Below are 19,643 nucleotides of genomic sequence, written 5' to 3'. Positions count from 1 at the left end.
GCCATGAACCCACTTCCACTGGATCCCACCGACACCCGCCGGGGCTTCCTCAAAAAGCTTTCCGCCGCGTCAATTGCGGCGTTGATGGCGGAGGCTCCACGGGCCTCGGCCGAGGAAATCAAACATCCCGCCGCCACCGCCGACTCCTGCATCCTGCTGTGGATGGCGGGAGGAATGGCGGCGCCGGAAACGTTTGATCCGAAGAAATACCAGCCCTTTGTCAAAGGCGCGCCGGTTTCCAACATGCTGTCCACCTTTCCGGCGATCGATACGTCGGTCGACAATATCAAGATCTGCCAGGGCCTTGAAAATATCGCCAAGGTGATGGACCGCGCGACCTTGATCCGTTCCGCCATCCAGCCGGATCTCGGAAGCATCCTTCACTCGCGCCATCAATACCATTGGCACACCGGCTACGTGCCGCCGCAGACGGTGGCCGCGCCGCACATCGGTGCCTGGATGGCCAAGGTGTTAGGTCCGCGGAATGCGGTCATGCCGGCGTTCATCAACATCGGCCAGCGGCTTGAAGGCATCGGCGAATCCGAGGAACTGAAATCATTCACCACCGGCGGATTTTTCGGCTCGGAGTTCGGACCGATGAATCTGCCATTCCCTGCGGAAGCCATGCTCGCCGTCCGTCCGCCGAAGGGAATGGAGCCGAGCCGTTTCTCTAACCGCCGCGCGTTTTTTCAAAAGCTGGTGAATCAGAATCCCCACCGCGACCTGATGTCGGACCATCAGCAGGAGTCGATGTTGCGGTCGCTGGAAAGCGCCCATCGCCTGTTGTCATCGCCGGAAGCCAAAGCCTTCGACCTCGAGCTGGAATCGAAGGAAACCCGCGCGGCCTATGGTGACAGCCGTTTCGGCCAAGGCTGCCTGCTGGCGAGAAATCTGGTAGAAAAAGGCGCGCGTTTCGTCGAGGTCACCACTGAGTATGTGCCGTTTTTCCAATGGGACACGCACAAGGACGGCCATGAAGTCGCCGAAAGGATGCATCGCGAAGTGGATAGCCCGATCGCCCGGTTGATTTTGGATCTGGAAGAACGCGGACTGCTGGACCGCACCCTGGTGGTGATCGCCTCCGAGTTCAGCCGCGACGCGATGATCGAAGGCGCCCCCGGTTCGGACGCAAAGGACCAGGCCACCGTAAAATCGGACACGCTGGAATTGCCCGCGCACTACGGTCTGCACCGCCATTTCACCGGCGGAACCTCCGTCGTGATGTTCGGTGGCGGCATGAAAAAGGGCATCATTTACGGAGCCACCGCGGACGAACGGCCGCTCATTGCCATCAAAAATCCGGTCTCGATCAGCGATCTGCATGCCACGATTTTCACCGCCATGGGAATTAACCCGGCGACGATGTATGAAGTCGAGCGTCGGCCGTTTTACGCCACCGAAGATGGCAAGGGAAAAGCCGTCAGGGAGATCTTCGCCTGATTACTGCTTCTTCCCGATCGCACCGTTCTTTCTCTCACGCTCGGCATTAAGCTCACGGATCTCCTTCTACAGTTCCATCTGCTGTACCCTAACTACTTGGTCTATCACCGCAGCGTCCTTTTCCGTGAACTGGAACAGCTTGTAATCGGGACTGGTCCAAGGTCTTTAGCAATTCAAGAATCCTCATTAAGTATTGGTCAGTAGTTCCAACGTTGGATGAACACTACCAGCGGGGTTTGAATATTTTACTATTCAAGAGGCTTCCGTTCCATCGAATAGTCCCTAACGCTTATGACAGCTTCGTAAAGTTTGACGTGAGGCTGTCCAGCCTGCCATTCCTTGACCCGTCGACGTAGCTCCGGGGCGCTGTGTAACCCTACAATAATCTCCTTCACGTATTCAGGTGGCAGCTTGAAGAGTTTGATCGGATTGCCACGTTTGTCGTTGCCTAAAGATCGCGATGCCTAGACGAGGGGTTTCACGACTCGAAACTCTTCTTCATATCGCCATCGCTCGTCCTTTGCTTCGTAGAGGGAGTCAATCAACATACCTTCGAAAACTCTGGATACCGGAACAGCTGGACGCGTTGTTTAATATTCCACTTTGTAAACCAAGTTGTCATCGTGATGCTTAAAAATCGGGCACTCCATGTCAAATCCGATGCACATGCCCTCATGATTAGTCGCATAATGCGCCCACATAGGACTCGCCTTCCAGGTTCCGCTCAACGACAAGACACCTGAAGTTTCGGTCGCGACGTAGCTCGCAGTTTTAGATAGCAGATCCAAGGTTTCTTGAGGGTTCTCTCGGAGGCCTCGTTTTGAAAAACTATGTTTAAACGCCTTAAATTTTCTCCGTTTTAAGTAGGGGAGCGCGTTGCTAAACGGAGTATCACCAACAAGATGTTCCTCGATAAACTTTTTGAGAACTTCTTCATTCACCCCTTCAAAACTCCAAACGACCTGTGACTCGAAAGGGTCGTTGAATGAATTCGGCTGGGTGAAACGAACCAATGATTCAGACTCGATGAATGGAATACGATTGTCTTCGCGGCTTATCGTCGGTCCCCAAAACTTATACAAAGCCGGTGGAAGTTGCGGATTCTTCATTATGAAGCGTGCGGCGGGGTCGGTCCAAAATAACAGACATTAGCAGCCTAGTTTCATGGAAAGGGTTCATGGCACGGTCGCAAACGGGTTCCTCAGATCCAGCCCGGCGATGTGTTTGAAGTCATCCTTGTGTCCAAGATCATGACTTTCAATCGCGGTCTCTATTTTTCGTCACCAAGGACAGGTGGAACATCCGGGACGGCGGCGAGGATGGCTCCAAGGTCGGAAGATGCGCCTCGCTTCGCACGCTGTTCGACGGTATCGCGCACCTGCCAAGCCGTTACCTGGGAGGAAAGGGCTATGGAGATGATGGAATCCACGGTGGTATTCTCGCGCTCGGCCACTTCAGCGGCCTGACGCATGAGATAGTCGGGAATGGTGGCTTGGACGATCATGGCTTTGCGGTTTGAAGGATGTGGAGGAATTCCTTGGGCGATGTGACTTTGAGGGCCGGAAGGCGGTCGATGGGGAAGTGGCGTAGATTGTGGGTGACCATATATCCCACCTTCGCTTCAAGCGCAAGCTGGGCGAACGCTTCATCGTCAGGGTCGGGAAGCGCGGGTTTCCAGAATGCGGAGGTCTTGAAAAAGCTGGCCCGGGCGCAAATGGCATCCAGATAGCGGTCAACGGTTTCCAGCGAGATCCCGAATGACGGACATTCCCTTTTGAGCACTTCGTCGTATTCGGAGAGCACGGTGTTTCCGACGACCACGACGAACTGGTTGTCAGCAAAACGGGAAAGAATTTCAAATGATGCGCCATTTCGCGAACGCAGGGCAGAGAGCAAAACGTTCGTGTCCAGAACAGCACGGATCATGGGTCGAACGAATCAGGATGGATTTTTGAAATCAACACGAATATGCCGGTTAGCCTTGGTTCGCCTGTTCCCGCCACTCGCGGCCCGGCAGCAAGCTATTCTCGCGCATTTCACGTGCCATTCAACCGGATCGGTGATGTCGCGGTAGGGGTCGAGCTTGCGGATTTCCGCCAGTGCTGTCACGCGGCGCGCGATCATCTCGGGTGTGGCGGTGAGTTTCCAGCGCTGCGGTATTTCCTCCACTGATTCCACTGTCATCAAAACATGCGCCCGGCCCGGCTTCAGCCACGCCGGCAGCGGCGAAAGGAGCCTCACGCTGCCATCGGCTCCGATCTCGACATCAGTTTCCAACGTTTTCATGAGTCATGAGAGTAGCTGGATTGGGTAGAACGTAAAGGCCGCAAACAACGCTTCGATTTCCTCGATGCTGGACAGACAGGTGTCGAGCGCTTGGGCGAGGTAAGTCCTGTGTTCAGTTGCAGGTTGAGTGGTGCGCCAACAAGCCTCTGAAAGATACCGATCGATGAATGCCTCCGGCGTGATGGGCTGCGGGCGGTAGCCGCTGCCATTCAATACCCGGAAATGGGAATCACTCGTGACGATGAAGTCGGCATCCGCGGTGATGGCGCAGTCAGCGAATTTGTCGTCGTCGCGGTCGGCGGAAATGGTGCGGAAGAAAAACGATGGCGAAGCGTTGCCGTTGATTGAGTGCCTGCAACACCACGTTGGTATCCAGCACCGCGATCATGCGCTGCGTTTTTTCAGATCGGCCCGGACCTCACTGATGATTTCGTCCAGCCGTGAGAATTTTCCGTCGGCCCAGTCCTGGGTGAATCCTTCCCGGAGTTCCTTCCAGAGCCGATCCATTTCCAAACGTGAGAGGAGCTTCTCAACCAGCTCAAGTTCCTCAGCCGGCAGTGAGTCGATCAACGCATGAAGCACCGGACGTTTCTGCTCGGCTGAAAACGTAACTGGCTCGCTCATACCCGGAATCTACCACTTCGTCCGATGTTTCCAATCCCGATTTTACGGTCGCCGACGGTTCTCCGCGACCCGCGCGAAAGGCATGCTGGTTGTCGAAAGTCCTCCGACGACAAGGTAGCTAACCTAGCAGTCGTTCAAGATGGTGAGCAGTTCTTTGAAGTCGGAGTTCATGGGCGGGACGGCCTTTGATGGCCCAGGCATTTTCCACCAACTCCCATGCTGCGGCGAAGCGGGCTGATGGCGGCTACGATTGCCAGAAATGAAGATCGAAATCGCGATTGGCCTCTTCCAACGGCACGGCTTGCCACATCAGGGTGCCCCTCGGAGTGGTGGCGGTCTGAATGCCGGAGGATGGAGAAACCATACACGGACCATGGCATCCCGACACCATTTGGCGAGCCGGAATCCTCACTCCGCTGCAAGGGTGCGGTCAAGCAGGCGGACGCCGCCGGTATCTGCTGGTCAGGGCGATTCCGAAATCCTTGCCGCGCATCCAAACCCTGCGGCGGTTCCTAACGACTCGGCTTGGGCAGCGGTTCGTCGCCTAACAATTTATCCAGTTCCGCCACGCGCTCCCACGGCAGGCGCTTGCGCTGGTATTTTTTCCAAATGACATCGCGCAGTTCGCGCAGCACTTCTTCCGGTGGTGGCGTCATGTCCGTCCACGTCGGGTTGCGCTTTTGGGTGGTGGTCATGATCGTCCACTTGCCGCTGAGGTAATAGTTCGCCCGGTAAAAGATTTTTCCCTCGTCGGTATTTTCAAACCACTCGTGACTTTCCATGCCCGGACGATGGCGCGAAGCGAAACCGGAGACAAGTGGCGAATCCGCCATCGACTCGCCGCCGTGGCGGGTTCATCGTCCCGCCATGGCGAAAATCGGCGAGCGCGCATCCCTCCAAATCCTCCACGAGAAACCCTTCGGGCTGTTTCTCGACGGCGGCGATCTGGGCGAAATCCTGCTGCCCCACCGGGAAATTCCCCGCGGCTCCAGCCTTGGCGAGTTTCTCGATGTCTTTCTCTACAACGACTCCGAAGACCGCCCGGTCGCGACCTTGCTGCGGCCCAAGGTCATGCCCGGCCAGTTCGGGCGGTTGAAATGCGTGGCCGTCACCGGCGTCGGCGCGTTCCTCGATTGGGGGCTGCCGAAGGATTTGCTGGTTCCTTTCCGCGAGCAGAAAGTCCGCATGGATGTCGGGAAAAACTACCTCGTCCATGTCCACCTCGACGAACAAACCGGCCGCATCGTCGCCTCGACCCGCCTCACGCGGCACATGGACCAGACGCCGCATGATTTCTATCCGGGGCAGGCCGTGGAACTCATCGTCTTCGCCAAAACCGATCTCGGCTACAAGGCCGTCGTCAACAACACCCACAGCGGCCTCATCTTCGCCAACGATGTTTTCCAACCGCTCCAGCCGGGCGAGGCTTTGAAAGGCTACATCGCCGTTGTTAGGCCGGACGGGAAAATCGATCTCACTCTGCACGCTTCCGGTCGCGGGAAAATCGACGACCTCGAAGCCCGCATTCTAGCAGAACTTGAGGCCCGCGGCGGCTTCTGGCCCATCGGCGACCACAGCACCGCGGCGGAGATCAACGACGAGCTCGGCGTCAGCAAGCGCGCCTTCAAGCAAGCGACCGGCGCGTTGTTCAGGAAACAGCAAATTACCATCGAGGATAAGGGCATCCGGCTTGTAGTTGGGGAATGAGTTTTTAAGGGGCGGGGACGTCTCGTCCCCGCGCATGGACGAGACGTCCATGCCCCTTATCTGCACCAAAAGTCCCGTTGCGGTCACTCTCCGCGATGCCTTGCCGCGATCCGCTTTTTCTCCAAATGGCGGCCGATGAGAATATGCAGCGGCAGCAGCACCGTCATCGCAACGCCCAGTGCGATGTGGGTGAAATGCATGACCCGCGTTTCCCAGACGAAGGCGAGAATCCCGTAGCCAGTTACCACCGCGCCGAGGATGGAGCCGATGAAGAGCGCGCTGGCCGGGCGGTTGAGCTTTGCCTGCCACGACTTTGACGCGTGTTTCGGCAGGGCCGCGCCGACAGCGACTAACAGGATCAGCGCTCCGGCGAGATGAACCTTCAGCAGTGTGTTTTCCACCGGCTGTGCCATGTCCGGATCCTCGCGGAGGAAATGCCAGATAATCGCCCACGTCGCACCGCTGCCCACCGTGATGGCGAAGGCGAGGTATAGCCAGCAGCGCTGGCGGAGGCTCATTTGGAAAGGTCGGCGGCGCATGGCGAACGAAGTGGCGAAACGATCAGGGAAGCTCGCGAAAACGTCCATCGCTTTCCAGGATCAGCGCGCAACAATCGAATTGTTTCAACAGATCCGCCGCGCGGTTTTCCGGAAGATTCAGCACCGCCTTGGTCAACGCGTCGGCGAGGATGCAGCTTCCGCCAAACACGGTGATGGAAACTCCGACAGGGACCGGGCCGTCCGAACCCGGATCGATGAGATCGAGATTTCCGCCATCGTCGGAAAACGCGTAGCTGCCGGTCGTCGCCAGTGCGGGAAACGGGATTTCGCGCAGCTCGAAAAGCCCCCCTTCCGTGTCCGGTTTTTTCACGAACGCCGTCCGCTTCTCATCGCCGATGAAACGTAGATCGCCGCCCGCATTCACCACTCCGGAACAACCGTGGGTGGCGATGACTTCCGCGGCGAGATCCACCGCATAACCCTTCGCCACCCCACCGAGATCGAGTGCCAGTGGCCGCGACGCTTTTGCTAACAATCCGTCGATTTCCAAATCCCGCCACGTTGCCGTGCGGTCCGGCAGCTCGCTCGCGAACCACGGTCGGCGCTTGGCATGAACGAGCTCCACGCCCGCACGGACTGGATCAAACGCGCCATCGGAGGCTTCCGCCCAGTTCAGCGACAGCCGGATGACCTCGGCGGTGGAGGCGTCCACCGCGACCCATCCGCGATGGGCTTCGCTGGCGATTTTCGCGAGATCCGATTCCGCCGTGTGCGCGGACATGCGATCCTGCACATCGCTGATTCGATCAAAAGCCGCCTCGAAGACCGCCGCATTCCCGCCGCGCAGCACGATCTCGACGAACGTGCCTAACAGGGGTCGGGCCCGTCGTTCGATCGGTGGCATGGATCAGTTGGGCAGGGCCCGGATGGCCAGCAAGCGCTTCACTCCATCCGTGATGCTGTGACTGGAGAGCGTGGCGCCAGAAATGTTGGTGATGTCGCCACCGAGTTTGAGCGGGTCGCCGAGTTTTTTGCCTGTGAATTGCTTGCGCCATTCCGGGCGGCGGACTTCACCGCCGTAGGTTTCCTTGTATTCGAGGATTTCCACGCCGCGGACCTTGCCGTCGGGACCGATGCCCACGGCGAAGGTGATGAATTCGTGTTTTCCCACGACTTGGTCCACATACATCCGCGAGCCGTCGCCGGCGGTCCAGATCTTGATTTCCTGATCGCGGACGGTGAGGCCGGTGCTGCTGCTGACCGACTTGCGCTGCTCCTTGGTGAGTCTCAGGGAGGAGGCTTTGAAGTCCGACTTGCTATCGAAAATCGCTCCAAGCGCCTGTTCCGGGCTCAGATAGACCGTGCCCATCGCCGCCGGGGCGACGAGTGCCATGATGACCGGGGAGAGGAGAATTCCGGAGGAGAGGCGCATGGGAAATTGGGGTGAAGTGTTAAGTTAGAAATTGAAGCCGACCTTGAGGCGGATTTCGTTTTGCACTTGCTCGGCAAACGCGCGGTCATCGACCTGCTGGCCGTCGGATTCGTGACCGTAGGCCTGATAGGCCCAGCCCAGGGTGGCCCAGAATTTCTCGCTCGCGTAGTGGAGGTTCGGGCCGACAAAGACGACGACGTGTTCGTTGTCGGTGATGTCGAACTGCGGATACTCGGAGCGGACGCGGCCTTCGAGACCGACAAACCAGTTAGGAGCGAAGCGGTAGGAAACGCCCATCCGGGTTTCGAGGCCCATTTCCTTGCTATATTCCTCGGCCGGCTTCTTGCCCCAGCCCATGTCGACTCCGACGCTGGCGACGGTGATCAGGGTGTTATCGAGGAAGTTTTTCTGAAACGCCAGGGTGGGGGCGAGATAGACGTGGTTTTCCACGATACCGGCGGTTTCGTCGTGGCGGTTGTAGCCGACCTGCTGGATCAGCGCGAGGCCGTAGCCGTCGATGAACGGACTCTTGAAGCGGTATTTTCCGGAAACCGCGACGCCACCGAAACGGTAGCCGGTTTGGGTGAGGCCGTCGCCATCGTCTTCGAGAGCGCTGCCGGAGAAGTAATTTTGAGCGACGCTCAGGGCGAGTTGCAGCTCATCCGAGTAGCCGTATTCGACCTCGGTTTCGAAGTCGTAGGCATTGTAGCTGCCGTCCTCATTGGCTTTTCCCGTCCGCATGGTCGTGAACTGATACAGGTCGATGTGGCCCTTTGGCAGGGTTTCAGTACCTTTTGCCCAGCCGAAAAGGTTTTCATCGGCCCGCGATTCCAAGCTGAGAAGCGGGGTCAGGGCGAGCGAAGCGGCGAGAATGCGTGTGGAAGCGGTCATGAGTGAGTTGAAGTCGGCGGAAGCGATACGGAATTTTCCGGTGCCGTCAACTACTAATGATATGCGTTCTCAATAGCATTAAGCCTCCGTTGAAAACCAGATGCCTATGTTTCAATGTCTTACGAGGAAGTGGAGTCGGATCAATTCCCCATATTTCAGGAACTGAAGGTCAGTTTGCCTCGCTGAGCTCGACAACGATCCGGGGAACCGCCGGTGCCATCCGTGACTTGGACGGGATTTCCGGGGATGGCTGTAGAGCCGAAAGGCACGGCTTATTTTCAACGCCGCACTTCCACGCGCATGAAGCGTGTGGGGTGGGCGGGATCGCTCGTCAGATAGATGTCAGTGGCTTGAACGGATTTGACTCCTCCGGCTCCCGATTCATTGACGGATGCTGCGGCTCCGGCCGGGGTGGTGGTGAACGCCGCGCCACCGATGCTGCGCGCGATGTCAGTCCAGGTCGTCTGGAGACTATCGGAAGCCACAACGGCAAGGGTCACGTCCGAAGCGGCTGTGTTGCGGCCGAAGGTGATTTTCAGTTTCCCCGCATCGGTCGAAACCAGCGGGGCGCTGCCTGCGCTTGAGGTGTTAGGATTGGAGCCGAGGCCATATTCAAGGAGGTTGCTCAAGCCGTCGCCATCACCATCGACACCGTCCCCGGAAATTCCGGTAGTGTCCCAGTTGATGCCGAAATACGCCTGCCGCCAGAGCTCGGTGGGCGTGTAGGGAGTGAAGACCAGGGAAGCCGAGGTGGTGCTTTGTTGAAGTGCGAGCGTTCCGTAATTGGATAGGACACGTCCGCCCGCATCACCGGTGACGGTGCCAAGGGTGAAGTTTCCAGTTTTGTTAGAGCATGTCATCACGTTCCATGTCCGGGACTGGCTCCAGAACGTGTCCGTGAAATTCACCGTGCTGCCCGCCGCGTTGAGGATGAAATCGATCGCCGCACCTGCGGTGACGGTCACGTTGCCGGCGACGATGCGGCTGGCGGCTCCGGTGGTGTTGGAGTTGGTAGAAAGCGTGGATTTCACCCGCGAGGTGCCCGCATAACTGAGCGCACCGCCGACGGTTTGCGTGCCGGTGGCGTCTCCCGGAGCGTGGATCGAGCCGGCGGCAAATGTGAGCGAGCCGTTGATGGTGCCGGTGCCGCTAACAGTCGCGCCGTTGGCGACGGTAACCGCGCTGCCGGCGGCGAGCGAACCGGTCAGTTTGAGTGTGCCGGCGTTGATGGCGGTTGCTCCGGTGAAGGTGTTGGTTCCGCTGAGAATCAATGTGCCCGTGCCGTCGTTTTTCGTCAGATAGCTGATGCCGCCGTTGGACGCGTTGGTGATGGTGCCGGTAAAGTTGCAGGTCTTGCCGGCGGACACGTCGATCGATGCGGCGGCGTTTCCGAATTTCACGTTGGTGGCACTAACAGTGGAGTCAGCGGTGACGGCGAGCTTGTCGGCAGCCTCGTCGAAGCGGAACGAACCGTAATCCGTCGCCCCAACAGCCAGGGTGGCGAGCGTGCCGCCGTTGAGGGTGACCGTGCCGAGGCCCACGTCGCTTGCGAGGCCGCCATTGGCAGTTAGAATTCCACCGGCGTTGACGGTGATCGGCTTTTCCTGCGTGCCGTCCCAGCCGAAGAGCGCATTGGAGTTGGTGCGCAAGGTCGCGCCGGTGTTGACGGTGATGCCGCTGACGTAGCTGAAGTTCCGGTTGGTCGCGGCGTTGCCCGCATTCGCATAAACCGTGCCGCCGTTGAGGGTGACGCTGCCGGAGAAAGTGTTGGCGGCGGTGAGCGTCGTGGTTCCCGAACTGCCTTTGATGAACGTGCCGCCCCCGGAAATCTCGCCGCCGAAGATCTGGTTGCCGGTGGTGTTGAGGTTGAGCGTGCCGTTGATGACGACCGGCATGGGCGTGTCGCCGTTGTTAAAACGGCCCGCACCGTCGAGCCGGATTTGCCCGCCGTTGATGACGATCTCGCCGACGTGAGAGTTGTTAGGACTCGTGAAAACGAGCATGCCGGTGTTTTCCTTGATCAGCATTCCTGACGCGGGATTGGGATAGATCGGTGCGGTAAGGAGCGTGTCGCCCGAGCCGGTGCCGGCAACGGGGACTGCCACGGTGAGAGTCGTGCCAGGGGCCACGTTGAAGATCGCCGCGCTCTCGCCGACGCGGATACCGCGGTTCGCGTCATCGATTGTGATGTTGCTGCCCGTATAGAGAACGCCGCGGTTGAGGGTGAACTGGTCCGGGGTAAATGTGGAGGGATTCCCACCGAGGCGGGCCTCCGAGTCGATGGAGAGGCTGCTGAACCGTCCATCACCGACCACGGTCCTGCCGGTGAACGCCGTGTTGTTTCCACTGAGGGTGACGGTATTGTTCAAGTGCATCAGCGCACCGCTTCCACTGAGGCTGGCTGATAGATTGATGGGGCCATTGGCGGCGCGCACCGTCACTTCCGGGGACTGGACATTCATTGTCCCGGCGAGAGTCCATGTGCCTGACCCGGCGTTGAGAATTTCCGCATCGGTGCCACCAAGAGTGAAATTATTGATGGTGCTGGTGCTGTTAGCTGTCCCTTTCCAAGTGAGCGAGCCACCGTTCATGACAAGCGATTGCCCGGCGAAGGTGCGGGAAGTGCCGTCGGCGGGAGTGCGCAGCCGGAAGCCGAAGGTTTCATAGCTCTTTGCCCCGCTCGGGGCGAGGCCGTCGCTCCAGCGGCCGGCGACGTCGAAGGAATTCTGACCAACAGGGTCATCTGCCGTTAGGGTGGCATTTTTCGCCACCCGGTTCGGACCGAGGCGGGCATTCGCGGCGACCTGCGTGCGGCTCATTGCGATGTTGCTGATGCGGACCTCGGCATACTCGGCATTCGCCAAGTTGTCACCGGCGAAGGCGGAGCGGCCGAGCCAGTTGTTCACGTCCTGGAAGGCGGCAAGCGTGTAGGCGACATCGAGAAAGGCGATGACATCGCCGTCGCGGAACCAAGTCCAGCGGCCGCCTCCCGTCCCGTTGTCGGCAAAGGTGATTGCGTAATGATACATGACATTGGCGGCGGTGGCGACGTCACTGTCGAGAGTCACGGTTGCGGCAGCCTTGGACTCGAAGCGCTGCGAGCTCAGGGCGGTGCCCCGCGAGGCGGCGAGCAGGAGATAATTTCCGGTGCCGTTGTTGAAGTCCATGACGCGTGCCCAGTTTTGGACGGAGAGGGTTTTCGCCCAAATTTCGACGGTCACATTGGTGTAGGCGGAGACAGTCGCGGCGGGCAACTGGAGGTAAGCCGCGCCGCTGGCACCCGTGCCGCCGGGGATGCGCAGGCCATCGCCGGTGAAGGTGGCGCCCGCACCCTGCACGGTGGCGAGCGCGGTGCCGGTGATGGAATCCGTCACGGTGGTGCCGGCCGGTGCCGCGCTTGCGGCCTGATTGAAGGACCAGCGGCGGACGACGTTGGATAGGGCGGGCGCGGAAATGAGGCGCGCGTTGCGGTCGGCCACGCCTTGGGCGTTGTTGCTGAGAAGATAGGCGTTGTCACCCTGATCGACTGCCGCGCCCAGACAGGTGCCGGTGCCTAGGAGCCGCGCGCCATTGAGCCAGATGTTAGGATTGGAGAAATAGGCATTCGCACCACCGCCGCAGTAGTTGTGCATCATGACGGTCTTCGGATTGTCGTCGCCGCCACGGTGGTCGCAGCCGAAGTTGTGGCCGCCGGCCTCATGGCAGAAGACGGTGGACCAGAAGGCACCCGGATTGAAACAGGAGAAGCGGCCGGGCTGGCCCGCAACCGCGCCGATAGTGGCGGAGTCATTGTTCGTGCAGACGTAGGTCACGAGGTCCGCGCCTATGGCGTTGCCGACATCGACCACGTCCGAGATCCGGCTGTCGTAGCCATTGAGCCAGCCGACGATGCCGCCGGTGCTGGTGCGGTTCGTGTTATCCTGAAGTGACTGATAGCAGCCGACGACGCGCATGCGGGGCGGCGCGCCGCTGCGTTCGTAGATGGCATTCGCCCCGGCGACGGTATTGGCGGCAATGACTTCGACGTTGTCCGCGCCACCGACGCTGTTGCCCCAAGTGGCGGCGTAGCCGATGACGATGTCGGCTTCGGCCGCGCCACGGGCAAGCGGCGCGATGCCTAACAAGGCTACGGCGGCGGCAAAAATGAAACCGGGAACGCGATTGGAGCGAAAAAATGACATGAGCATGTTGGGAGAAAGTTTTTGAGGTCCTGGCGGTTCCAAGTGTTAGCGGCCTTGGCTCTTCCGTTGCTTTTCCTGCTCCTGGGCGTATTCGTCCGTGCCGCAGTGGCCGGTCGCGTAGGTGTTCGGGTCGATGGCCTTGACGACGACTTGGCCGGGTTCGCGCGGCTCCGCCTCCAGATAGAGGCCGTCTTCCGGGGAGGCGACGCTGAAGGCCTCGCGGTTGTTCTTGAAGGAGAGGGTGACGATGGATTGCAGCTTGCCGGGGAGGCGGCCGATGAACGTGCCGGAAAGCCCCGAAAAGGCGAGGTCCGCGCGGGTCACCTCGACGTCGATTTCCTGACCGTCTAATCCGGGCAGAGTGAGCTTGCGCACGGGTTCCCCGGTGGCACGGGCACGCTGAACGACAGCGGCCGCGGTGTCCTGGCGGTAAACGAGCTGGCGACGTTTGATGCGCTCGTTTTCCTCGACCATGCGGATGAACTCGTCGGGATTGTGGGCGATTTTTTCAATCACGGCGGGGGAGGTCGCGTCGCCTTCCGCCCATTGGTGAGTGGCGCTCGTGAGGGCGACAGGGAGTGGTCGCGAAATGACCTTGTCCGGCGGAGTGGAAACTCCAGCGGGGGGCTGCACCGGCCTTGAAACCGCGACGGAACCAGCGGCATCGATCTGGGAGACCTTACGGCGGGTGCCGTGGTTCTGGCTGACCCATAGCGCAATCGCGACGAGCGGGATGGAAATGCCCGCGCCGAGGGCGAGGATGAGGCGTTTGGATTTTTTCATGGGAAATGGCGGAATGCGTTTTCCGCCCTCCGGCCTGGAACGAATGCAGGTCGGGGGCAATGGGTTTCGGCGCATAATATCGTTTATTTTCACCTTTGGGCAACTTCCCGAAGGCAATATCAAGATGTTCACCGGGTGTACAAGTGCGCTTGCGGGAGACGCTTCCTTGTGCGAGACATGAGTTTGGCCCGCAAGTTTCCCCGCAGACTTCGCAATCGTCCGCCCCTAACATAAATCCATGTCGCAGTCACCCATGCGCACCACGATCCACGACCAACTCGTGGCAATGATGCGGACGAACATCGCGAACGCGCGGTGGAGCGGTGAGATGCCGAGCGAGGCGGAACTCTGTCGGGAATTCCAAGTCTGCCGGACGACGTTGCGCAAGGCGCTGGTCCAGCTCGCCACCGACCGATGGATCGAACTTGGAGGCCGCGGCAGGCTCCACCGGATTCCGCGGAGGCTGCGGAAGAAAGAGCTTTCCACCGCCCGGACGGTCCGGGTTCTAACGCCTTTTGGTTTGAGGCAGGGCAGTTCCACCGAGAACCTCATCTTTGAGGAACTGGCGGCCCGCTTGTCACCGGCCGGATATCGCCTGGAGATCGAACACCATCCGGGGGTTTTCAGGAACTATCAATCCGCCAAGCTGGCTCATCTCGATGCGTTGCCGGACACCGCCGCGTGGCTGCTGATGTACACGACCGAGTCGATCCAGAGATGGTTCGTAGAAAGCGGCAAGCCAACCCTCCTGCTGGGACGGGCATACGACGGGCTGGCGCTTTCCAGCATTTATCCGGACTCCGCGGCCGCGGCGCATCATGCGGCGGGGCTGCTTTTTTCGCGCGGCCATCGCGAGCTGGTCTATCTGATTGCCAACCTGACCAGCATCGGCGACCGCATCGCCTCGGAGGTGTTCATGGCGGAAGCACGCAAGCTCGGCGCAAGGGCCCGCATCGTCTCTTACGAGGCGGGTTCCGAACCGGTGGCGAAGATGATGAGGGACCTGATCGCGTGCCGACCACGGCCCACGGGGTATGTTGTCGCCGCGTCGGAAACCGCCATCACAGTGCTCTGTCATCTCCAGTCGGCGGGCATCCGGGTGCCGTCTGCGGCGAGTGTGATCGCCATGTGGGACGACGCCCTTCTCGACTCCACCTTCCCAACGATGGCCCGCTACCGGACTAACGGAAAGGCCTACGGTCGAAAGGCCGCGGAGATCCTGCTGGATCTGATCCGCAACGGTGCGGGCAGTGTGTGGACCCAGTCCATCGTTCCGGAATACGTCGCGGGGGGAAGCGTCGGCCCGATCTAACAAAAAACTCACTTCCGCTTCTTCACCGCTTTCTTCTGCTCGAAGCTAACAGTCTTCGGATCGAATGCCTCCGGATCGTATCCCGGATGCGCCCATTCGATTTCGCCGTGGAGTGCCTGCATGTACTGGAACGTTCCGCCGAAGTCTTCCGGCGGGCAGGCGCGTTCGCCTTCCAGCACTTCCGGCCCACCTTCACCGGCGGTCCATTTTTCGAAGACGATCTCATGGATCCACTCGTCGGCGAAGTCGTAACGATAAAGGATGCGGATCGGCAGCCGGCGTTTGCCGAGGAAATTTTTCACCGTCAGCACCGCCTCGTCCTGGAACTCGCCCGCCGTTTGGTCCTCCAGCCCGATCGGGCCGATGACATCGACGAGGCGCTTGCCCTTGCCGTGGCGGAATTCGTGCGGGCTCTTGTTGTCCCAGCCCATCACCGATTGCACGGCGTCGCTGAACTGGATGAACGTGATGTCCGCGGAAATCGAAAACCGCCGCCAGATCTGCGGTTGGATCCCGTAGAGAAACACCTTCACCACCACCCGGTTTTCGTCCTTTGCCTTCGCCATGCCGCGAGCTTGTGAACGCTGCGCGGGAAAAATCAAACCGGAATTCATTGCTCATCGGAACCCTGCGATTTCCAAACCCCCTCTGGACGGCGCGGCATGGATCGAGCTTATTGGGGCCATGGAAAAAGAAACCGCTCCCGCTGCGAAGAAGAACCATTTCCGCTTCCACCAAAAGCACCTCCATCTCGCTCCGGTATTCGGCAACGATTGGTTTGCCCTCAAGGCGGAGGCGTTCGCCCGGTTTTTCGGAACGCCGACGTTTCTCGTCAGCCAGACCGTCATCGTCGCGGTGTGGATCGCGCTCAACGTGATGGGCGTCGTCCATTTCGACATCTATCCGTTCATCCTGTTGAACCTGGCGTTCAGTTTGCAAGCTGCCTACGCCGCGCCGCTGATCCTGCTCGCCCAGACGCGCCAGGCGGACCGCGACAAAGCCCACGCCGATGCCGACGCGCAGCACCGTGAGGATCTCGCGAATGCCAGCGAGCAGCGTGAGACCCTGGCCGCCGAACAATCCGCGCAACTGATGATTCTGATGGAGCAGAACACCGAACTGACACGGATCACCAAAACGATGAGCGAACGGATCCAGACTCTCACCGAGGAAGTCCACCGCCATATCACCGGAAATCCACGAGACTGAATTCTCGGTCGGCGGCGCTGTTCCAGCGGCAGGCATTTTCTCCTGCTCCCGCCGCGCGATGAACCCCGACGAGCCGAATCTCGAATCCCAGGACCGCGACATCGCGATCCATATTTTCACCGCGTCCGCCGCGCTGGTTGGTGTCTGTTTGACGGTCATCAGCATCGTCGGACCGATCACCAAGGGCTCCCTGCTTCACCGCGGCGTCGATGATCTGTTAGCGGTGGATGCGATGGTGTTCCTCGCTTCGTGCCTGCTGTCATACGGCGCGCTGCGGGTGCGTCGGAGAGGCCGTTCGCACCGCTTGGAAACGTTCGCGGACGTCGTGTTTCTCAGCGGCCTGCTGTTGCTGGTGGCCGCTTGCGCGATGGTCGTCTGGGCGGTGGTGTGACTCAACGCCAGCGTTGCCGCGGGTAAAATGCTCCGAACAGGACGCATACGGTTCCGAGGATGATCGTCAAAAACGCCATCCGCCGGATGACGAGGAGCGGTTCCGCCAGTCCGCCGCCTTCGATTTTCGTGAAGGGGCCGATCCCGATATTTGGGCTGGCAAGCCACACAAGACTCGCGCTGCCTGCCGCGATGGCGAGAATCCCGCCAAGGATCAATGCCGTGACGATCACGCGACGATATCGAATCGGTTTGACGGTTTCGGGCGGGGCGGGAGAGAGGGGGGTGGCGGGTTCGTCTTCCATACCAGTTCTATCGGTTTTTCAGTTCGCGCACGGCGACCAGCGTGTAAACGATGAGTCCTAACAAAATGCCCGCGCCGAGGACGGCCCAGAAGCCGGGCTTTTCATAAATCTCCTCCGGCGGATTCATGCCGAAGACCGCGACCAGCGTGGCCAGCGGGAAGAAGAACGCGGCGAGCCGGTTGAGGCGGCGCGCTTCCTGATTCGCCACCTCGGCGGAGAGCGCTTGTTGGTTGGCGGACTCGGCCATCGTGAAATCCATGCCCGCCTTGGCATCCGCGGCGACGAGCTCGATACCGCGTTCCAGATCGGCTGCCTGGTCGCGCATGTTGATGATGCGCATGTCGTCCGGCAGCGCCTCGCGCAGGGCCTGGAGGGCGTCGAGCATGCTGCGGGTGGCGCGCTGCAACGGGTGCATGTGGCGCATGACCTCGAAGAACTGGCGCGGAGTTTTCGCGGATTCCACCTCGTCGTCGAGTTTGTGAATCGCGGTGCGGTAGGCGGTGAGATGGGCTTCCAGTCCGGTGAATCCACCGGTGACCGGAGAGCTTTTCCATTCGCCGGCAGGGTTGAGCCAGAACACCACCGCGGTCCGCACTTCGTCGTCTTCCGCCCGCGGCACTTGGTGGAGCAGCAGCAACAGGTGGCCGTCCTCATCGATCAAACGCTGCCGGCCGACCGAGTTGCCCAGCCGTCTGCGGATGGATTCCGGCAAGTCCCAGGTTTTCGGAATGTAGATGACGTTTTCCACATGCCGAGCAGCGCATTTTTCCAACCGCCGGGCAAGCTAACTCCAGCATCCTCAATCCCATGGCTTCAGGAGCCCGATTTGAAGTCTTCGATGCCACCAGGCTGAAGAAATTTAAAATTCGAATTCAGATCCTTAGCGAGCCACGAAATGCCCTGGCACTGTAGTAAGACTGCGCTCCGTTGTAACCCACGAAGACTCGGCCGTAGCGGCGATCGCAGTGGAGCGCTCCGCCGAGTTTTCTGATATCAGCCGGTGTTTTCACCCAGCACGACGTCTTCATGTCGAACTTTCCAAGTTTCTGCAGCTCGAAATATTGTTCTTCAGTTAGAAGCTCAATGCCCATGGCGGCGGCCAAATCCATCGCGGTATTCGCCGGTTTATGTTCTTTCCTCGAATCCAGTCCTTCACGGTCATAACAAACACTGGTGCGGCCTTTGGGAGTTTCCGCCGAACAATCAAAGAAAATTATTTCGCCCGTCTTTTGATCGTGACCGACCACATCCGGTTCGCCGCCGGATTCTTCCATTTCATTGAGTGACCAAAGCTTTTCGGGATTGGCTTCCAGCTTTGCTTTTACCTTGGCCCATTCAAGATCTTGATGCCGGTTCATGTTTTTCTCAAAGCGGGATTTCAACGCTCCAAGCAGTTCTTCCCGTTGTCCAGATGACAGTTTCTTTTTTGTTCCAACGCTTTTCATAGAGGTTTCTTGTTATGGTGGTGTCGTGTAATGAAGGGTTCCTGTTAGTTCGTCTTTTTGGAAAAAAGCCGCCGAATGACATGACCTTTCCACATCAAAATTCCCGTTAGCACGACCGCGGGAAAGTAGAAGTACTGGAAAAAATGCGCATACGGCCTGACTTGCTCGGGCGGACCATAAATATAACCGATCAGAGTCACGCCAAAGAGAATGTGAATCCAACGAAGTATCGAACGCTTGGTGGTGTCTTTCATGATTTTGTGATGACAAAGGCGGCTCGCCTAATTGCCGTCGGCCGCCAACCCTGCGACCACGGCGGGAAGCTGCCCGAGCATTTTCGCCCAGCCGAACTCGGCTCCATGGAACGCCTGATTGGCCTGTGGGTGGGAAAAGTCGAAGCCGGAGTGCTCGAAAACGAGGCGCGTGCCGTCGCCGTCAGGTTCGAGCAGGAAGCTCACTCGCGTATCGACGACGGGGCCGCCGGCCGACCACGAGAACACGAGCCTGCTTGGCGGTTCGCACTCCAACACCTCGCAACGCACGGCGAGCCCCTCGAAACCCACCTTGGGATTCGGCGGTACGCGGAACGTGAAGTGGTGGCCGACCCGCGGCTCGAAATCGTTAGGGAACATCCAGCCGGCTAGAGCGGTGCTGTCGGCGATCGCCTGCCAGACCTGCTCGCGCGGCTGCGGAATGAGAATCTCTCTTCGAATGGTTTTACTCATTTCCGCTCGTTTTGGAGAGTTGGTTTTGAAGACGCTGGAGACGGTCATCCCAGAACCGCTCGTATTGCCCGATCCAGTCCCGCACCGGGCCGAGTCGTGCGGGGTCGAAGTGGTAGCGGCGTTCGCGACCGTGCCGCTGTTCGGTCAGGAGACCGGCCTCGAGCAAAACGCGGAGGTGCTGGGAGACCGCCGGGCGGCTCATTTCGAAATGGGCGGCGATGTCGCTAACAGAGCGCTTGGATTCGGCGAGCAGATCCAGCATCTGACGCCGCGAGCGGTGGCTGATCGCTGCGAACACATCGGGCTCGCGATCGGGAGTCATAACCATGACGCGAACATACGTAAGCAATCGCTTACCTGTCAAGTCCAAGTTGACTTCCTGCCGGGAAAAAGCCCGACCGAATACGGTCAAG

The 19,643-nt window shown here is 59.5% G+C and carries 25 protein-coding genes; 5 read left to right on the top strand and 20 right to left on the bottom strand.

Going from position 1 to position 19,643, the window contains the following annotated elements:
• Nucleotides 1-3: 3 nt before the first annotated feature.
• Nucleotides 4-1,440 (top strand): DUF1501 domain-containing protein, encoded by a 1,437-nt coding sequence (locus ABIQ96_RS04540; RefSeq protein WP_348213366.1) that lies wholly within the window; start codon nucleotides 4-6, stop codon nucleotides 1,438-1,440.
• Between the two features lie 590 nt (nucleotides 1,441-2,030).
• On the opposite strand, the gene ABIQ96_RS04535 is transcribed toward ABIQ96_RS04540, so the two are convergent.
• The 7 genes from ABIQ96_RS04535 to ABIQ96_RS04505 all read right to left on the bottom strand — a co-directional run bounded on the left by ABIQ96_RS04535 (nucleotide 2,031) and on the right by ABIQ96_RS04505 (nucleotide 5,132).
• Nucleotides 2,031-2,549 carry a DUF2971 domain-containing protein gene (locus ABIQ96_RS04535; RefSeq protein WP_348213365.1) on the bottom strand — a complete coding sequence of 173 codons (519 nt, stop codon included), beginning with the start codon at nucleotides 2,547-2,549 and terminating at the stop codon, nucleotides 2,031-2,033.
• Between the two features lie 161 nt (nucleotides 2,550-2,710).
• The gene (locus ABIQ96_RS04530; RefSeq protein WP_348213364.1) at nucleotides 2,711-2,944 is read right to left on the bottom strand and encodes a hypothetical protein; all 234 of its coding nucleotides are present in this window, start codon (nucleotides 2,942-2,944) and stop codon (nucleotides 2,711-2,713) included.
• Complete coding sequence (locus tag ABIQ96_RS04525; protein WP_348213363.1) at nucleotides 2,941-3,366, bottom strand: putative toxin-antitoxin system toxin component, PIN family; 426 nt, start codon at nucleotides 3,364-3,366, stop codon at nucleotides 2,941-2,943. Before ABIQ96_RS04525 ends, ABIQ96_RS04530 begins: the two co-directional genes overlap by 4 nt.
• A gap of 12 nt (nucleotides 3,367-3,378) precedes the next feature.
• A complete protein-coding gene (locus ABIQ96_RS04520) occupies nucleotides 3,379-3,726 on the bottom strand; it encodes a hypothetical protein (protein WP_348213362.1) in 348 nt (115 codons plus the stop codon).
• A 3-nt stretch (nucleotides 3,727-3,729) separates the two neighbouring features.
• Entirely contained in the window at nucleotides 3,730-4,032 is a 303-nt protein-coding gene (locus ABIQ96_RS04515; protein WP_348213465.1) for a hypothetical protein, read from the bottom strand.
• 78 nt (nucleotides 4,033-4,110) lie between these two features.
• Nucleotides 4,111-4,350, bottom strand: coding sequence for a hypothetical protein (locus ABIQ96_RS04510; RefSeq protein WP_348213361.1), 240 nt, complete (start codon nucleotides 4,348-4,350; stop codon nucleotides 4,111-4,113).
• A 512-nt stretch (nucleotides 4,351-4,862) separates the two neighbouring features.
• Nucleotides 4,863-5,132: a hypothetical protein gene (locus ABIQ96_RS04505; protein ID WP_348213360.1), complete on the bottom strand. Its 270-nt coding sequence runs from the start codon at nucleotides 5,130-5,132 to the stop codon at nucleotides 4,863-4,865.
• On the opposite strand from ABIQ96_RS04505, the gene ABIQ96_RS04500 reads away from it, so the two are divergent.
• Nucleotides 5,131-6,057, top strand: coding sequence for a S1-like domain-containing RNA-binding protein (locus tag ABIQ96_RS04500; RefSeq protein WP_348213359.1), 927 nt, complete (start codon nucleotides 5,131-5,133; stop codon nucleotides 6,055-6,057). The genes ABIQ96_RS04505 and ABIQ96_RS04500 overlap by 2 nt on opposite strands.
• 83 nt (nucleotides 6,058-6,140) lie before the next feature.
• On the opposite strand, the gene ABIQ96_RS04495 is transcribed toward ABIQ96_RS04500, so the two are convergent.
• The 6 genes from ABIQ96_RS04495 to ABIQ96_RS04470 all read right to left on the bottom strand — a co-directional run bounded on the left by ABIQ96_RS04495 (nucleotide 6,141) and on the right by ABIQ96_RS04470 (nucleotide 13,844).
• The gene (locus ABIQ96_RS04495) at nucleotides 6,141-6,596 is read right to left on the bottom strand and encodes a hypothetical protein (RefSeq protein ID WP_348213358.1); all 456 of its coding nucleotides are present in this window, start codon (nucleotides 6,594-6,596) and stop codon (nucleotides 6,141-6,143) included.
• A gap of 22 nt (nucleotides 6,597-6,618) precedes the next feature.
• Nucleotides 6,619-7,461 (bottom strand): FAD:protein FMN transferase, encoded by an 843-nt coding sequence (locus tag ABIQ96_RS04490; protein WP_348213357.1) that lies wholly within the window; start codon nucleotides 7,459-7,461, stop codon nucleotides 6,619-6,621.
• Between the two features lie 3 nt (nucleotides 7,462-7,464).
• A complete protein-coding gene (locus tag ABIQ96_RS04485) occupies nucleotides 7,465-7,989 on the bottom strand; it encodes an FMN-binding protein (protein WP_348213356.1) in 525 nt (174 codons plus the stop codon).
• 24 nt (nucleotides 7,990-8,013) lie between these two features.
• On the bottom strand, nucleotides 8,014-8,880 hold the full coding sequence (locus ABIQ96_RS04480; RefSeq protein WP_348213355.1) for a DUF6662 family protein: 867 nt from the start codon (nucleotides 8,878-8,880) through the stop codon (nucleotides 8,014-8,016).
• Nucleotides 8,881-9,158: 278 nt separating this feature from the next.
• Complete coding sequence (locus tag ABIQ96_RS04475) at nucleotides 9,159-13,061, bottom strand: autotransporter-associated beta strand repeat-containing protein (protein WP_348213354.1); 3,903 nt, start codon at nucleotides 13,059-13,061, stop codon at nucleotides 9,159-9,161.
• A gap of 45 nt (nucleotides 13,062-13,106) precedes the next feature.
• Nucleotides 13,107-13,844 carry a hypothetical protein gene (locus ABIQ96_RS04470; RefSeq protein WP_348213353.1) on the bottom strand — a complete coding sequence of 246 codons (738 nt, stop codon included), beginning with the start codon at nucleotides 13,842-13,844 and terminating at the stop codon, nucleotides 13,107-13,109.
• 238 nt (nucleotides 13,845-14,082) lie between these two features.
• On the opposite strand from ABIQ96_RS04470, the gene ABIQ96_RS04465 reads away from it, so the two are divergent.
• Nucleotides 14,083-15,156 (top strand): substrate-binding domain-containing protein, encoded by a 1,074-nt coding sequence (locus ABIQ96_RS04465; RefSeq protein ID WP_348213352.1) that lies wholly within the window; start codon nucleotides 14,083-14,085, stop codon nucleotides 15,154-15,156.
• Nucleotides 15,157-15,164: 8 nt separating this feature from the next.
• Here ABIQ96_RS04465 and ABIQ96_RS04460 read toward each other — a convergent pair whose 3' ends face one another.
• On the bottom strand, nucleotides 15,165-15,770 hold the full coding sequence (locus ABIQ96_RS04460; RefSeq protein WP_348213351.1) for a plasmid pRiA4b ORF-3 family protein: 606 nt from the start codon (nucleotides 15,768-15,770) through the stop codon (nucleotides 15,165-15,167).
• Nucleotides 15,771-15,840: 70 nt separating this feature from the next.
• On the opposite strand from ABIQ96_RS04460, the gene ABIQ96_RS04455 reads away from it, so the two are divergent.
• Complete coding sequence (locus tag ABIQ96_RS04455) at nucleotides 15,841-16,365, top strand: DUF1003 domain-containing protein (RefSeq protein ID WP_348213350.1); 525 nt, start codon at nucleotides 15,841-15,843, stop codon at nucleotides 16,363-16,365.
• 58 nt (nucleotides 16,366-16,423) lie between these two features.
• The gene (locus ABIQ96_RS04450) at nucleotides 16,424-16,756 is read left to right on the top strand and encodes a hypothetical protein (protein ID WP_348213349.1); all 333 of its coding nucleotides are present in this window, start codon (nucleotides 16,424-16,426) and stop codon (nucleotides 16,754-16,756) included.
• A 1-nt stretch (nucleotide 16,757) separates the two neighbouring features.
• Here ABIQ96_RS04450 and ABIQ96_RS04445 read toward each other — a convergent pair whose 3' ends face one another.
• The 6 genes from ABIQ96_RS04445 to ABIQ96_RS04420 all read right to left on the bottom strand — a co-directional run bounded on the left by ABIQ96_RS04445 (nucleotide 16,758) and on the right by ABIQ96_RS04420 (nucleotide 19,558).
• Nucleotides 16,758-17,060 carry a hypothetical protein gene (locus ABIQ96_RS04445; RefSeq protein ID WP_348213348.1) on the bottom strand — a complete coding sequence of 101 codons (303 nt, stop codon included), beginning with the start codon at nucleotides 17,058-17,060 and terminating at the stop codon, nucleotides 16,758-16,760.
• Between the two features lie 7 nt (nucleotides 17,061-17,067).
• Nucleotides 17,068-17,808: a CorA family divalent cation transporter gene (locus ABIQ96_RS04440; RefSeq protein WP_348213347.1), complete on the bottom strand. Its 741-nt coding sequence runs from the start codon at nucleotides 17,806-17,808 to the stop codon at nucleotides 17,068-17,070.
• A gap of 124 nt (nucleotides 17,809-17,932) precedes the next feature.
• Nucleotides 17,933-18,505 (bottom strand): DUF4256 domain-containing protein, encoded by a 573-nt coding sequence (locus tag ABIQ96_RS04435; protein WP_348213346.1) that lies wholly within the window; start codon nucleotides 18,503-18,505, stop codon nucleotides 17,933-17,935.
• Nucleotides 18,506-18,549: 44 nt separating this feature from the next.
• Entirely contained in the window at nucleotides 18,550-18,759 is a 210-nt protein-coding gene (locus tag ABIQ96_RS04430) for a hypothetical protein (RefSeq protein WP_348213345.1), read from the bottom strand.
• A gap of 27 nt (nucleotides 18,760-18,786) precedes the next feature.
• Nucleotides 18,787-19,230 (bottom strand): SRPBCC domain-containing protein, encoded by a 444-nt coding sequence (locus tag ABIQ96_RS04425; RefSeq protein WP_348213344.1) that lies wholly within the window; start codon nucleotides 19,228-19,230, stop codon nucleotides 18,787-18,789.
• Complete coding sequence (locus ABIQ96_RS04420) at nucleotides 19,223-19,558, bottom strand: metalloregulator ArsR/SmtB family transcription factor (RefSeq protein WP_348213343.1); 336 nt, start codon at nucleotides 19,556-19,558, stop codon at nucleotides 19,223-19,225. Before ABIQ96_RS04420 ends, ABIQ96_RS04425 begins: the two co-directional genes overlap by 8 nt.
• Nucleotides 19,559-19,643 lie beyond the last annotated feature (85 nt).

The organism is Luteolibacter sp., from assembly GCF_039920825.1.
Lineage (GTDB): Bacteria > Verrucomicrobiota > Verrucomicrobiia > Verrucomicrobiales > Akkermansiaceae > Luteolibacter.
This window is presented reverse-complemented; position numbering and strand designations above follow the sequence as displayed.

What these genes read in the sequence shown, in the direction of transcription:
- ABIQ96_RS04540 (WP_348213366.1), top strand. Translation starts at nt 4, where the DNA reads ATGAACCCACTTCCACTGGATCCCACCGACACCCGCCGGGGCTTCCTC.
- ABIQ96_RS04535 (WP_348213365.1), bottom strand. Translation starts at nt 2,549, where the DNA reads ATGAAGAATCCGCAACTTCCACCGGCTTTGTATAAGTTTTGGGGACCG.
- ABIQ96_RS04530 (WP_348213364.1), bottom strand. Translation starts at nt 2,944, where the DNA reads ATGATCGTCCAAGCCACCATTCCCGACTATCTCATGCGTCAGGCCGCT.
- ABIQ96_RS04525 (WP_348213363.1), bottom strand. Translation starts at nt 3,366, where the DNA reads ATGATCCGTGCTGTTCTGGACACGAACGTTTTGCTCTCTGCCCTGCGT.
- ABIQ96_RS04520 (WP_348213362.1), bottom strand. Translation starts at nt 3,726, where the DNA reads ATGAAAACGTTGGAAACTGATGTCGAGATCGGAGCCGATGGCAGCGTG.
- ABIQ96_RS04510 (WP_348213361.1), bottom strand. Translation starts at nt 4,350, where the DNA reads ATGAGCGAGCCAGTTACGTTTTCAGCCGAGCAGAAACGTCCGGTGCTT.
- ABIQ96_RS04500 (WP_348213359.1), top strand. Translation starts at nt 5,131, where the DNA reads ATGCCCGGACGATGGCGCGAAGCGAAACCGGAGACAAGTGGCGAATCC.
- ABIQ96_RS04505 (WP_348213360.1), bottom strand. Translation starts at nt 5,132, where the DNA reads ATGGAAAGTCACGAGTGGTTTGAAAATACCGACGAGGGAAAAATCTTT.
- ABIQ96_RS04495 (WP_348213358.1), bottom strand. Translation starts at nt 6,596, where the DNA reads ATGCGCCGCCGACCTTTCCAAATGAGCCTCCGCCAGCGCTGCTGGCTA.
- ABIQ96_RS04490 (WP_348213357.1), bottom strand. Translation starts at nt 7,461, where the DNA reads ATGCCACCGATCGAACGACGGGCCCGACCCCTGTTAGGCACGTTCGTC.
- ABIQ96_RS04485 (WP_348213356.1), bottom strand. Translation starts at nt 7,989, where the DNA reads ATGCGCCTCTCCTCCGGAATTCTCCTCTCCCCGGTCATCATGGCACTC.
- ABIQ96_RS04480 (WP_348213355.1), bottom strand. Translation starts at nt 8,880, where the DNA reads ATGACCGCTTCCACACGCATTCTCGCCGCTTCGCTCGCCCTGACCCCG.
- ABIQ96_RS04475 (WP_348213354.1), bottom strand. Translation starts at nt 13,061, where the DNA reads ATGTCATTTTTTCGCTCCAATCGCGTTCCCGGTTTCATTTTTGCCGCC.
- ABIQ96_RS04470 (WP_348213353.1), bottom strand. Translation starts at nt 13,844, where the DNA reads ATGAAAAAATCCAAACGCCTCATCCTCGCCCTCGGCGCGGGCATTTCC.
- ABIQ96_RS04465 (WP_348213352.1), top strand. Translation starts at nt 14,083, where the DNA reads ATGTCGCAGTCACCCATGCGCACCACGATCCACGACCAACTCGTGGCA.
- ABIQ96_RS04460 (WP_348213351.1), bottom strand. Translation starts at nt 15,770, where the DNA reads ATGAATTCCGGTTTGATTTTTCCCGCGCAGCGTTCACAAGCTCGCGGC.
- ABIQ96_RS04455 (WP_348213350.1), top strand. Translation starts at nt 15,841, where the DNA reads ATGGAAAAAGAAACCGCTCCCGCTGCGAAGAAGAACCATTTCCGCTTC.
- ABIQ96_RS04450 (WP_348213349.1), top strand. Translation starts at nt 16,424, where the DNA reads ATGAACCCCGACGAGCCGAATCTCGAATCCCAGGACCGCGACATCGCG.
- ABIQ96_RS04445 (WP_348213348.1), bottom strand. Translation starts at nt 17,060, where the DNA reads ATGGAAGACGAACCCGCCACCCCCCTCTCTCCCGCCCCGCCCGAAACC.
- ABIQ96_RS04435 (WP_348213346.1), bottom strand. Translation starts at nt 18,505, where the DNA reads ATGAAAAGCGTTGGAACAAAAAAGAAACTGTCATCTGGACAACGGGAA.
- ABIQ96_RS04430 (WP_348213345.1), bottom strand. Translation starts at nt 18,759, where the DNA reads ATGAAAGACACCACCAAGCGTTCGATACTTCGTTGGATTCACATTCTC.
- ABIQ96_RS04425 (WP_348213344.1), bottom strand. Translation starts at nt 19,230, where the DNA reads ATGAGTAAAACCATTCGAAGAGAGATTCTCATTCCGCAGCCGCGCGAG.
- ABIQ96_RS04420 (WP_348213343.1), bottom strand. Translation starts at nt 19,558, where the DNA reads ATGGTTATGACTCCCGATCGCGAGCCCGATGTGTTCGCAGCGATCAGC.